This is a genomic window from Adlercreutzia sp. CNCM I-6207 (genome assembly GCF_977072305.1).
Genome location: NZ_CDRVLZ010000004.1, coordinates 42636 through 55065, shown reverse-complemented (window position 1 = coordinate 55065; position 12430 = coordinate 42636). Strand labels below are relative to the sequence as shown.

10 protein-coding genes are annotated in these 12430 nt (G+C 64.5%); 9 read left to right on the top strand and 1 reads right to left on the bottom strand.

The genetic code is table 11. The features are described 5' to 3' along the window. Positions 1–24 precede the first annotated feature (24 nt). The 9 genes from rlmD to ACW4QM_RS03180 all read left to right on the top strand — a co-directional run bounded on the left by rlmD (position 25) and on the right by ACW4QM_RS03180 (position 11438). Positions 25–1512: a 23S rRNA (uracil(1939)-C(5))-methyltransferase RlmD gene (gene rlmD, locus ACW4QM_RS03220; RefSeq protein ID WP_273701252.1), complete on the top strand. Its 1488-nt coding sequence runs from the start codon at positions 25–27 to the stop codon at positions 1510–1512. A 59-nt stretch (positions 1513–1571) separates the two neighbouring features. After that, positions 1572–2696, top strand: coding sequence for a tRNA lysidine(34) synthetase TilS (gene tilS / locus ACW4QM_RS03215; protein ID WP_237974338.1), 1125 nt, complete (start codon positions 1572–1574; stop codon positions 2694–2696). Positions 2697–2760: 64 nt separating this feature from the next. Continuing rightward, positions 2761–3435: a Maf family protein gene (locus ACW4QM_RS03210; protein WP_412668216.1), complete on the top strand. Its 675-nt coding sequence runs from the start codon at positions 2761–2763 to the stop codon at positions 3433–3435. Between the two features lie 227 nt (positions 3436–3662). Continuing rightward, a complete protein-coding gene (gene hpt, locus ACW4QM_RS03205; RefSeq protein ID WP_223900067.1) occupies positions 3663–4211 on the top strand; it encodes a hypoxanthine phosphoribosyltransferase in 549 nt (182 codons plus the stop codon). 15 nt (positions 4212–4226) lie between these two features. Next, positions 4227–6569 (top strand): ATP-dependent zinc metalloprotease FtsH, encoded by a 2343-nt coding sequence (ftsH, locus tag ACW4QM_RS03200; protein WP_237974336.1) that lies wholly within the window; start codon positions 4227–4229, stop codon positions 6567–6569. A 362-nt stretch (positions 6570–6931) separates the two neighbouring features. After that, positions 6932–8245 (top strand): dihydropteroate synthase, encoded by a 1314-nt coding sequence (gene folP, locus ACW4QM_RS03195; RefSeq protein ID WP_237974335.1) that lies wholly within the window; start codon positions 6932–6934, stop codon positions 8243–8245. 2 nt (positions 8246–8247) lie between these two features. Then, a complete protein-coding gene (locus ACW4QM_RS03190; protein ID WP_237974334.1) occupies positions 8248–9093 on the top strand; it encodes a biotin--[acetyl-CoA-carboxylase] ligase in 846 nt (281 codons plus the stop codon). Positions 9094–9132: 39 nt separating this feature from the next. Then, complete coding sequence (locus ACW4QM_RS03185; protein WP_227070342.1) at positions 9133–10671, top strand: MATE family efflux transporter; 1539 nt, start codon at positions 9133–9135, stop codon at positions 10669–10671. A gap of 122 nt (positions 10672–10793) precedes the next feature. Further along, positions 10794–11438: a biotin transporter BioY gene (locus ACW4QM_RS03180; protein ID WP_114548806.1), complete on the top strand. Its 645-nt coding sequence runs from the start codon at positions 10794–10796 to the stop codon at positions 11436–11438. A 250-nt stretch (positions 11439–11688) separates the two neighbouring features. Here ACW4QM_RS03180 and ACW4QM_RS03175 read toward each other — a convergent pair whose 3' ends face one another. Further along, positions 11689–12384: a response regulator transcription factor gene (locus ACW4QM_RS03175; RefSeq protein WP_022740466.1), complete on the bottom strand. Its 696-nt coding sequence runs from the start codon at positions 12382–12384 to the stop codon at positions 11689–11691. Positions 12385–12430 lie beyond the last annotated feature (46 nt).

Below are 12430 nucleotides of genomic sequence, written 5' to 3'. Positions count from 1 at the left end.
GCCCCATTATGTCAAAATGAGGCCATGACGAGAAAACATGACAACAACCCGAAACGCACCAGTAACCGCCCCGCCAAACCCAAAGCGCTCCGGGCCAACCTGCCGCGCCTTAAACGCTCCGGGGCCGATCCCGCAGGGGGCAACCTCGGTCGCCCCCTGCCCCAGGCGCGTAGGGGGAAGGGGGCGCGACGAGCGTCAAAGCCCCCCGTAGGGGGCGACCTTGGTCGCCCCTTGTCCCAGACCACCGACGATGCGGGGAAGGGCTTGTCGTGCGCCCTGTGTCCCGCCTTCGGACGTTGCGGCGGCTGCAGCCGGTTGGACGTGCCCTACGAAGACCAACTGTCCGCGAAGGAACAACAGGTGGCCGCTCTTTTCGAAGGCATCGCCCCCGCCGACGCCCTGCTGCCCATTCTGGGCATGAACGATCCCTTCCATTACCGCAACAAGGTGATCTCCCCTTACGCCCCAGCCAAGGGCGCAAAGCGCAAGGGAAAGGATGCCAAACTCGCCCGCGCCGACATCCTCACGGGCATGTACGAGACCGGCACCCACCGGCTCATTCCCACCGATACGTGCGCTATCGAAAACGAGACGGCCAAGAAGGTGACGCTCGCCATCCGCGACATCATGGCCCGCTGGAGCATGGAGCCCTACAACGAAGACACCGGCGCCGGCTTCGTGCGCCACGCCGTGGTGCGCGTGGGCCATAAGAGCGGAGAAGTGCTCGTGACCGTGGTGACCAACGGCGAGGAGTTTCCCGCGTCGAAGGCTTTCTGCCGCGAGCTGGTGCGCCGCGTGCCCGAGGTGACCACCATCGTGCAGAACGTGAACACGCGCCAGACCAATGTCATCTTGGGCGACAAGGAGCGCGTGCTCTTCGGCCCCGGATTCATCTTGGACACGCTGTGCGGACTCACGTTCCGTATCTCGTCGCAGTCGTTCTACCAGGTGAACGCCACGCAGACCGAGGTGCTTTACGACGAGGCCATCCGCTTGGCGAATCTTACGGGCGTCGAGACGGTTATCGACGCCTATTGCGGCACAGGCACCATTGGGCTGGTGGCCGCGAGCCGTGGGGCGGCCCGCGTTATCGGCGTCGATTCCGTGGAGGCGGCCATCCGCGACGCCGCCAACAACGCCCGCCACAACGGTGTGGAAAACGCCGAGTTCGTGGCGCAGGACGCCACCGCTTTCATGAAGGAGCTTGCAGCATCGGAGGAGCGTCCGCAGCCCCTCGTCCTGCTCATGGATCCGCCGCGGGCCGGTTCCACGCCCGAGTTCCTCGCGGGCGCTGCGGCGCTTGCCCCCGAGCGCATCGTCTACATCTCGTGCAACCCCGCAACCCAGGCCCGCGACGTGCGCCAGCTGGTGAAGAGCGGCTACGAGGTGCGCGCCATCCGGCCGGTGGACATGTTCCCCCACACCGACCACGTAGAATCCATCGTCATGCTGGAACGGGAAGACAGGCGCGGAGGGGCACGGGGTGGTGCTCACCGAGCGAGGACTGTTTGAGCGACTGAGCATTACCCCGCGCCCCGGCCCCGGCGAGTTGCAAGAAGAAGGAAGGGAAAATGACTGACTTGATTGAAGGAACCCTCGAAAAGGCCCGTGCCGCCATCGCAACTCACGACTTGGTGGCGCCCGATGCCGCTGTGCTGCTCATGGTGTCCGGCGGCTCCGATTCCACGGCGCTGGCGTATTTGGGCGCTGCCCTGCGCGAGGCGGGCGATGTGGGACCGGTGGCCATGCTGCACGTGAACCACCAGTTGCGCGGCGAGGACGCCGATGCCGACGAGCGCTTCGTGGCGGCTTTGGCCGAGGCGCTGGACATCCCGCTGTTCATCTGCTCCATCGACATCGCTGCCGAAGCCGAGCGCAGCCGCGAGAACGTGGAAGCCGTGGCCCGGCGCGAGCGCTACCTGGCCGCCAACGAGGCGCTGCGCTCGATGTGCCAGCACGAGGGACGCCCCCTCTCCGAGGCGTGCATCTTCACGGCCCATACCGCCGACGACCGCATCGAGAACTTCTACATGCGCTCCATCGTGGGCACCGGTCCGGGCGGCTTCCGCAGCATGCTCTACCGCAACGGGCCCGTGGTGCGCCCGTTGCTCGACCTTACCCGCGACGAGTTGCGCGACTACCTTTCCGCCCGCGAGTCAGCGGGGGAGACCGTGGTCCGCGACGAGTCCGGCGCGCTCTGGCGCGAGGACGCCACCAACGCCCACACCGACCGCTTCCGCGCCTATGTGCGCCACAAGATCGTGCCGGTGGCCAAGGAATGGAACAGTGCGCTGCCCGAGGTGCTGACCCGCTCGATGAACCTCATCGCCGACGAGGACGACATGCTGCAGAACATGGCCGAAAAGCTGGCCGAGGAGTCCGCGGAATGGGTGGCCGAGGACGACACCTTCGGCATCGACCGCTCCGAGGGCTTCCGCCTTCTGCCCGCTTTTGGAAAAGCGGAGCGCCCGCTGCAGCGTCGCGCGGTGCTGCGTCTTTTGGAAGCGATGCTCGGCCCGGATGCGCGGGTGGAAGCCGCTAGCGTGGAAGCCGTGCTCGCTGGCTTCGCGAACGGCGCGCCCAACAGCGGGTATGTGGCCAATATCCAGTATGATCTGGCCGTGAGCGCGAACAAGCGGGGTGTCCTTGTGGAGCCCATGGCCTATTTCCGAGCAAGAAGGAAGAAGCATGACTGAAAGAACCGACGAATTTGCCAACGAAGTCGCCGCGAAGGTAGCTGCCGATGAGCTGCAGCAGGCCGTGGAAGAGGAAGCGGAAGCGGAAGCTGCGACTGCGCCCGCTTTCGAAGTGATCCTCGCCTCCAGCAGCCCGCGCCGCCGCGAGCTTCTGGATGCGGCCGGCGTGAAGTTCACCGTGCGCACGCCGGCGACCCCGGTGGACGAGTCGCTGGAGCCCGATTTGGCCGCCGACCCCGAAGAGGCCGCCAAGAAGCTCGCCGAGCGCAAGGCCGGCGCGGTCATTCAGGAGGTGCTGGCCGAGAACTACACCGGCATGCTCATCGTCATCGGCGCCGACACCATGGTGGTTCTCGACGGCAAGATCTTCGGCAAGCCCCGCAGCGCCTCCGACGGCAAGCACATGCTGCGTCAGCTGTCCGGCCGCACCCACGAGGTCATCACGGCCGTGTCCGTCTGGATGGTGGCCGCCCCCAACGCCGAGGATGTGTCTCTGGGCTTCCGCACCTTCGCCGACATAAGCCGTGTGACCTTCCGCGACCTGACCGACGAGGAAATCACCGACTACCTGCGCAAGGGCGAGTCCTTCGACAAGGCCGGCGCCTACGCCATCCAAGGTGAGGGGGCGGCGCTCGTTGACCACTACGACGGCTCCCTCGACACCATCATCGGCCTGCCTACGACACGCCTCATCAAGGAATTCCCCGACCTCGTGAACGCCGAGGCCGCAGAATGCTAAGCGATCAATGTTGGCTGAGTCTTGCGGTTGCGTGACGCCGGGCTCTGGCATGCCGCCAGTATCGATGCGGCCCTTAGCGGCTCGATGACAATTAGCGCACATAATTTGTGGCGTTGCTGTCTTACGGCTGTTCGAGAAAAGGTCTTTGGTAAACTGGACTGCGATTAAAGAGCGCTGCGGCGTTTGCGCGAGGAGCGCGTGCTGCGGGCAAAGAGAAAGTGGTTCACGTGCATAACGACATCTCAGAGATACTTTTCTCCGAGCAGGACCTGGCGATACGCGTGCGCGAGCTGGGCGAGGCCATCACTCGCGACTATGCCGACGTTGCCGGGGATGCGGGCATTGTGGTCGTGTCCATCCTGCGCGGTGGGGCGGTGTTCACCTGCGACCTCATCCGCGCCATCGATCTACCGCTGGAAGTGGACTTCATGGCCGTGTCCTCCTACGGCAACGGCGCGAAGAGCTCCGGTGTGGTGCGCATCCTGAAAGATCTCAGCACCGACATCCGGGGGCGTCACGTCGTCATCGCCGAGGACATCATCGATTCAGGGCTCACGCTGAAGTACCTCCTGAAGAACCTGCAGTCCCGCGAGCCGGCGTCGCTTACGGTGGCGGCGCTCATGCGCAAGGACACGTCGGCCCAGGCCGACATCCCGTGCCGCTATATCGGCTTCGAGTGCCCCGACGAGTTCATCGTCGGTTACGGCCTCGACTTTGCCGAGCATTACCGCAACCTCCCCTACATCGGCGTTCTGAAGCCCGAGATCTACCAGTAAAGGCAGCAATCAACTATGGCAGACAACAATCCCAAGAAACCAATCCCGCCGGCGTCGACCCAGCGCACCACGATGGTCATGGTCATCATCCTCTTGGCCGTGGCATTTTTCGTGGGCAGCCAGTTCATGCGCACCGGCGCCATGGGCACCACCGTGACCGATCAGCTCATTACCTCCGAGTTCACCCAAGCGGTGGAGCAGGGCCGCGTGAAGTCGGTCACCTACTCCGCCGGCGACTACACGGTGTCGGGCACCTACTTCCCGGCGGCCACCGCCGGCTCCGAGGCCGCCGCCGCCTTCAACGGGGCCTTCGATTCCCTGAACGCCCTCATGGCGACCGAGCACGGCGATGACGGCAAGGCGCTCGGCGGCGTGGCCACCACGACGCTCGATCCGGCCACGCTGGGCAAAGAGCACAATTACACCTCCACCTATGTGGGCTCCGATTCGCTCGGCGAGCTTCTGGCGGCTCACCCCGACATCTCCTATCAGGTGACGTTGCCGAGTCCCTTCCTGGAGGTTCTGGCCACGCTTCTGCCCATTCTCATCATCGGCGGCCTTCTGATGTTCTTCTTTTACAAGATGCAGCAGGCCAACAATTCCCAGATGAGCTTCGGGAAGAACAAGGCGAAGAAGACTCTGGAGGAGCGCCCCGATGTGACGTTTGCCGATGTGGCCGGCGTCGATGAGGCCGTGGAGGAGATGCAGGAGATCAAGGACTTTCTGGCCAATCCCGCCAAATACCAATCGATGGGTGCGAAGATTCCGCGCGGCTGCCTGCTCGTGGGCCCTCCGGGCACCGGCAAGACCCTGCTCGCGCGCGCTGTGGCCGGCGAGGCGGGCGTGCCGTTCTTCAGCATCTCGGGCTCGGACTTCGTCGAGATGTTCGTGGGCGTGGGCGCGAGCCGCGTGCGCGATCTGTTCAAGGACGCGAAAGAGGCTTCCCCCGCCATCATCTTCATCGACGAGATTGACGCGGTGGGGCGCCAGCGCGGCACGGGCCTTGGCGGCGGTCACGACGAGCGCGAGCAGACCTTGAACCAGCTGCTCGTGGAAATGGACGGCTTCGAGTCCAACGACTCCGTGGTGCTCATCGCGGCCACGAACCGCGCCGACGTGCTAGATCCGGCGCTTCTGCGCCCCGGCCGCTTCGACCGCCAAATCGTTGTGGACACCCCCGACGTGAAGGGCCGCCAGCGCATCCTGGAGGTGCATTCCAAGGACAAGCCCATCGGGTCGGATGTGGATCTGGCGAAGATCGCGAAGATCACCCCGGGCTTCACCGGCGCCGATCTGGCGAACCTCATGAACGAATCGGCCCTGCTCACGGCGCGGCGCGGCAAGAAGATCATCACCATGCGCGAGGTGAGCGAGTCGATGGAGCGCGTCATCGCCGGCCCGGAGCGTAAGGGCCGTGTGATGAACGAGAAGACCAAGCATACCATCGCCTACCACGAGAGCGGGCACGCGCTCGTGGGCCATTTGCTCGACCATGCCGATCCGGTGCACAAGATCTCGATCATCTCGCGCGGCCGAGCGCTGGGCTACACCCTTTCCATTCCCGACGAGGACAAGGTTTTGAACTCGCTTTCCGAGATGAAAGACGAGCTGGCGGTGTTCATGGGAGGCCGCGTGGCCGAGGAGATCTTCTGCGACGATATCACCACCGGCGCCTCCAACGACCTTGAGCGCGCAAGCAAGATGGCCCGCGCCATTGTCACCCAGTACGGCATGAGTCCTCTGGGCACTCAGGTGTTCGGCCAGCCCAACCACGAGGTGTTCTTGGGCCGCGACTATGGCAACACCCAGGATTACTCCGAGGAGACGGCCCGTCGCATCGATGAAGAGGTGGCCAAGATCATGAAGGAGGCCCATGACCGGGCTCACGCGATTCTGTCCTCCCATGCCGATCAGATGGACCTCATGGCCAGCGTGCTGCTCGAGCGCGAGACCGTGGAAGGCGAGGCCTGCGAGGCGCTGCTCGACAACAAGTGGGACGAGTACTTGGCGCGCGAGGACGACATCATCGCCGCCAAGGAGGCGGAAGAGGCCGCGGCCCGCGCCAAGGACGCCGAGCTTTTGGCGGCCCAAGGCGAGGGCGATGGCGCGAGCGACACGCCGGGCGCGCCGGGTGCTGCGCCGGCCGATCCCGATGCCGGCGAGACGCTGGCCGACCCGAACTGGCGAAACGAGCCGGTAGAGCCGGGCGACCAGGATCCGAATGCCCCCTTCCGCACGCCTGCCGAGCACGCCGACCGCGCCGATGCACCCACCCAAGCCGAGGTGAACGCCGAGATCGACCGCGAGGACGACATGGATTCCTCCGCCGACGCCCCTGATCCGAACAAGAAGGATTGAGCGAGGACGCTGCGCTTGGACGCGATCCTCGATTGTCAACATACATAACCTTCGTAGGGGCTGACCTTGGTCAGCCCTTTCTGCAACGGCAACCATGCCTGTAGCAAGGGGCGACCAAGGTCGTCCCCCTACGGAAGAGGCCGCGCTTGCGACAAAGGGCGACCAAGGTCGCCCCCTGCGGAAGCTGAGATGACGCCTTCGGGCGCTCTTTTTCGTGCATGCGCCTAAACTTGAAGCCCGCTCTAAGAGATATTACGGTACACTCATCTGAAAACCAGTGTACACGGGCTTTTTGCGCCGTTACACTTATCGGTTGAGAATCTAAGGGAGGAAACGCCGAGGAAGACGAGGCTTCAGCATTCATGATTTGGCATTGCGGACAATACGACTTCGACACCAGCACGCCCATCATCATGGGCATTTTGAACGTGACCCCCGATTCCTTCTCCGACGGCGGCGCTTATCTCGATCCGAAGGCAGCTGTGGCCCACGGTCTGGAAATGGTGCGCGCCGGTGCCGCCATTGTGGATGTGGGCGGCGAGTCGACGCGTCCGGGCGCCACGCCGGTCACGCCCGATGAGGAGTGGGATCGCATCGGCGAGGTCGTGGCGGCCCTGGTGGAGGCCGGCATCTGCGTGTCGGTGGATACGCGCCATGCCGAGGTGGCCGTCCGCGCCCTGCATGCCGGCGCTTCCATCGTCAACGACGTGTCGGGTTTTCGCGATCCCGCCATGCGCGAGGCGGTGCGCCGCTGCGGCTGCGGCTGCGTGGTCATGCACATGAAGGGCGAGCCCGCTACCATGCAGGACAACCCCGTTTACCAGGACGTGGTGGCCGAAGTGCGCGATTACCTGCGCGATGCGGCCGCCGCTTTGGAGGCGGCCGGCATCGACCGCTCCCGCATCTGCGTCGATCCGGGCCCTGGCTTCGGCAAGACGCCCAAGCAAACCATCGAGCTCATGCGCAATCTCCACGAGATCGTCCACCTGGGCTATCCGGTCATGGTGGCGGTCTCGCGCAAGCGCTTCGTGGGCGAGGCCTACCATGTGGAAGAGCTTCACGACCGCGATGTGGCCTCCGCGGCTGAGGCATTGCTCGCCTGCGAGCTGGGCGCCAGCGTGGTGCGCACCCATAACGTAGAGATGACGGCTGCGGCGTTGAAGGATCTGAGGCCGGCGGTGCTTCTGGGACTGGGCTCCAATGTGGCGCTCGTGGCCGAGCCCGGCGAGGAGACCGAGGCCAAAATCGCCCAGCTGAACCTCGCCGTGGGTCAGTTGTGCAGCCTGCCCGACACCCAGATCATGGACATGTCGTCGTTCTACGAGAGCGAGCCGGCCTACTACGAGGATCAGGATACCTTCGTGAACGCCGTGGTGCTTCTGCGCAGCGGCCTTCCGCCGAAGGAGCTGCTCGGCTACTTGCACGGCATCGAGAACTCACTCGGTCGCGTGCGCACTATCGAGAACGGCCCGCGCACGCTCGATATCGATATTCTCGACTATCAGATGTACGTCGCTTCCGACGACGAGCTCACGCTTCCGCACCCGCGTGTGACGGAGCGCGATTTCGTTGTGAAGCCCCTGCTGGAAATTCTGCCTGGCTGGGAGTTGGCGGACGGAACCCCCGTGGGGCGCGTGCCCGAGGCGCAGCGCGTTGGGAAGGCAAGGAGGATCTAGCCATGAAGCTGACCGTGCTCGATGAGGTGGCCTCCACCAACGAGGTCGTGAAGAACGCGTTGCGCGAGGGCAAGGCCGAGGGTCTCATTGTTCGCGCCCGACGCCAGTCCAGCGGCTATGGCCGCCAGGGTCGCGAATGGGACAGCCCGGAGGGCGGCCTGTACATGTCCATCCTCTTGCGTCCCGATGTGGCCGGCAGCGGCTTGGCTACCTTGAGCCTGGTGGTGGGGCTTTCGGTCCAGCGCGCCTTAGGCCAGGTGGCGGCGCCGCAGTTCGAGGACGGCATCCAAGTGAAGTGGCCCAACGACGTGATTTATATGCCCGCCGACTGCGAGCGCGCCGACGAGTACCGCAAGCTCTGCGGCATCTCGCTGGAGGCCTGCGGGGGCGGCGTGTGCGTGGGTATCGGCATCAACGTGTTCCGCCCCGAGGTCGACCGTCCCGTGCAGGGTCGCAACGTTCCCGAGTACATGGCGGATATCATGCCGGCCCCTGAATCCGCCCCGGGGCATTTCGTGTCACTGGCCCAGGCCATCGCGGCATTGCCGGAGCGCGAGCAGGCTGCTCGTCGCGAGGAGGTCATCACCGACATCCAGCGCGAGGTCATCGCCCGCATCCTCGTGAACTACGGTCGTTGGCGCGAGCTCGGCTTCATGCCGACGTTGGGCAGCTACGAGGGCTCGTCCTTCCTCACCGGTCGCGCGGTGCGCATCGAGGACGCCGCCGGCACCGCTACTTTGGAAGGCACGGCCACCGGCGTCGACGAGCGCGGTCGCCTTCTCGTCCGCACCGCCGACGACACCGTCCCCGTCGCCTCCGGCGAGGCCCACGTCATGGTGATGCCGTAAGGGCTACAATAGCGCCGAAGAGAAGAAAGGCGCGAAGGCATGAGTGACGAGAAGAAGCTTGACGGGGAATTGAAAGAGGGCGCAGCTGCGCAGGGCGAGCGCGAGCTTGGCGTGGACGCCCAAGCAGCCGGAGATCCGCGCGGGGAGCGGTTGCGCGCCTCGTCGGCGGGTGACGACAAGGTGCTGCGGATGGGGACGGCCTCCATTCCGCGGCTCATTACGGAGTTCGCCATTCCGTCGGTGGTGGGCATGCTCATCAACGGCTCCTATGCCATCATCGACTCGGTGTTTCTGGGGCACGCGGTAGGGGAGATCGGCCTTTCGGCCATGACCGTGGCCAACCCCATCATGATCGTGTTCATGGCCATCGCCATGCTCATCGGCAACGGCGGCAACGCGCTGGCGGCCCTGCGCCTCGGCGAGGGCAAGCGCGACGATGCCGAACGCGCCCTGGGCAATGTGGTGTCCTTGAGTCTCGTTGCTGCCGTCATTGTGCTCGTCATCGGGTGGAATCCGGCGCTGGTCTCCTGGGTGCTCGATTTGGCGAGCGCCACGCCGGAGGTGCGCCCCTACGCCCAGACGTTCATCCAGATCCTTTGTGCCGGCTTTATCTTGCAGTGCATCGGCCTTGGCGTGAACAACTTCATCCGCACCTGCGGCGCCCCTAACCGGGCGCTCGGCACCATGGTCATCGGTCTGGTGGGCTCGGTGGCCTTCAACGCCCTGTTCGTTCTGGCGCTCGGTTGGGGGGTCATGGGCAGCGCCCTGGCCACGGTGCTCGGCTGGGCCTGCTCGTGTTTGGCGGTGCTGCAGTACTTCTGCCTGCGCAGCGACGTTCCCATGCGGCTGCGCTTGCCCGCCATGCGCCTGAGCTTTTCCATGGATCGCACCATCCTCGCCTTCGGGCTGCCGAGCTTCTGCGTGCAGGCGGGCATGGCCATCGTGAACTTCGTCATCAACTTCCAGCTGGTGAAATACGGGGCCCTGACGCCCATCGGCGCCGACGACGCGCTGGCGGCCATTGGCGTGGTGCAGCGCATCGGGCAGTTCTCGGTCATGCCGCTCATCGGCATCGCCATCGCCCTGCAGCCGCTGCTCGGCTTCAACTACGGCGCTCACAACGTCAATCGCGTTCGCAAGACGCTGTGGTACGGCATCGGGGCGGCATCCTCCATCTCCGTGCTCATGTTCATCATCGTCGAGGTGTTCGCGGTGCCCATCGCCCATGCCTTCGGCATCTCCCACGACGGCCTCGTTGATTTCACGGCTTTCGCCATCCGCGTGCAGTTCCTCATGCTGCCCTTCGTGGGCTTCCAGATCGTCAGCTCGAACTACTTCCAGGCCACGGGCCAGCCGGCCAAGTCGGTGTTCCTCACCTTGACGCGCCAGATTCTGTTCCTCGTGCCCTTGCTGTACCTGATGCCTGTGGTGCTGCCGCAGCTGTTTCCGCAGTTCACCGGATTGGACGCATTGTACTTCGCGGCACCGGTGGCTGACTTCCTCTCCATCTTCACCACGGCCATCTTCGTGGCCTGGGAAATGGTGCGCCTCCGCAAGCTCGCCGCGATGTACGATTAGTTTTTGAGCACTTGCACAAATTTATTGGCATGGCAGCCCGCTAACCGCTTGAGGCGCTTCGCGAGGGCTGCGGGGCGCGCTCGTCTCCTACCATGAAATTCTTCGAGTGGAAGGAGAGATGCATGGAATCAACGAAGACGCGCAGCGAGGCGACCCAGCGAACGCGGTCGGTGGTCTTTGTCGGCTTGACCATCGCCATCATGGCGGTATCGGCCTGGGTGGTCGTGCCCTTGGGTCCCATTCCCTTCACGCTGCAGATGTTCGCCATCACGTTTGCCATAGTGGTGCTGAGTCCCAAGGAGGCCATTGCGGCCATCACGGGCTACTTGCTGCTGGGTGCGGTGGGGGTGCCCGTGTTCTCGGGCATGCGCGGTGGAATCGGTGTTCTGGCCGGGCCGACGGGCGGCTTTCTGTGGGGATACCTCTTCGGCGTGGCGGCTGCCGCGCTGTTTTTGCACGCGGTGCGCACGAGGCTCGGTATGGCCGGCGGCAAGAATGCGCCGCGGCTCACTCGCGCGGAGAAGACGGCCATGACGCCGCTCCAGCGCGCGGGTGCGTTTCTGCGCAGCTTCGGGGTAGAGATTATCGCCGGCATCATCTTTACGGCTATCGCTTACGTGTGCGGGTGCGTCCAGTACATGGTGGTGGGGCACGTGGATCTGGCCACGGCGTTCCTCACGGCGGTGGCGCCGTTTATGGTCGTTGACCTCTGCAAGATCGTGGCCGCCGTCATCTGCGCCGACGCCGTCCGCGCCGCCGTGCGGTAGGCGTCTCGTCGCTGCTAAATCCTCGAGCAAATGCCAGTTGGGCCCCGAAATGGTCGTCCGCGTGTTGCCATAACGGGGCCGAACTGGCATTTGCTTGCCATTTCACCCCTTAACGGGCATCGCAGCACGCCATAACGGGGCCGAACTGGCATTTACCCTTAGAAAACGGTCGGTAGAAACCCGTCGCTAAAAGGGAAGGCTCCCGCTCGGGAGCCTTCCCTTCATGGGAGCAGATTTCTCGCGAGTTGGCTTACGCCTTGAAGCGGTAGCCGTAGCCGCGTACCGTTTCCACGAGGGCCGGATCGTAGCCGGCGGCGTGAATCTTGTCACGCAGACGCTTGATGTGGGTGTCCACCGTCTTGGTCTCGGTGAGGTACTCCCAGCCCCAGGCGTCGCGGAGCAGATCCTCGCGGGAGACCACCTTGCCGGCGTTCTTCATGAGCGAGGCCAGAAGCTCGAACTCGCGGGGCGTCAGGTCGATCTCGCCGTGGTCGCCGGCGGCGGTGTGGGCGTCCTCGTCCAGCGTGATGCCCGAAGCGGTGATGGAATTGCTCGCGCCGGGGAACTCGCCGCCCTGGCCGCGGCGCAGAAGCGCGCGGACGCGGGCGATCAACTCGCGCACGCCGAAGGGCTTGGCGAGATAGTCGTCGCCGCCGATTTCCAAGCCGACGACTTTGTCCAGCTCGGTGTCGCGGGCGGAAAGGAACAGCACGGGGGCCGTGGTCTTCGAACGCAGCCGACGGCACAGCTCGTAGCCGTCCATGCCCGGCAGCATAATATCCAAGATAAACAGATCATAGTTGTTGGCGCTTGCCAACGCGAAGGCGTCCTCGCCGTTGTCGACGACGTCGGTCTCGTAGCCCTCCTTTTTCAACGCGTAGCTGACGAATTCGGTGATGGAAGGCTCGTCGTCAACGACAAGGATGCGGCTCGGTGTCTCTATCATGGTCTTGCCTTTCTCTCGTCATATCGACGAATGCCCGTCGGGGGCA

What these genes read in the sequence shown, in the direction of transcription:
- rlmD (WP_273701252.1), top strand. Translation starts at nt 25, where the DNA reads ATGACGAGAAAACATGACAACAACCCGAAACGCACCAGTAACCGCCCC.
- ftsH (WP_237974336.1), top strand. Translation starts at nt 4,227, where the DNA reads ATGGCAGACAACAATCCCAAGAAACCAATCCCGCCGGCGTCGACCCAG.
- folP (WP_237974335.1), top strand. Translation starts at nt 6,932, where the DNA reads ATGATTTGGCATTGCGGACAATACGACTTCGACACCAGCACGCCCATC.
- ACW4QM_RS03185 (WP_227070342.1), top strand. Translation starts at nt 9,133, where the DNA reads ATGAGTGACGAGAAGAAGCTTGACGGGGAATTGAAAGAGGGCGCAGCT.
- ACW4QM_RS03175 (WP_022740466.1), bottom strand. Translation starts at nt 12,384, where the DNA reads ATGATAGAGACACCGAGCCGCATCCTTGTCGTTGACGACGAGCCTTCC.
- ACW4QM_RS03180 (WP_114548806.1), top strand. Translation starts at nt 10,794, where the DNA reads ATGGAATCAACGAAGACGCGCAGCGAGGCGACCCAGCGAACGCGGTCG.
- ACW4QM_RS03190 (WP_237974334.1), top strand. Translation starts at nt 8,248, where the DNA reads ATGAAGCTGACCGTGCTCGATGAGGTGGCCTCCACCAACGAGGTCGTG.
- tilS (WP_237974338.1), top strand. Translation starts at nt 1,572, where the DNA reads ATGACTGACTTGATTGAAGGAACCCTCGAAAAGGCCCGTGCCGCCATC.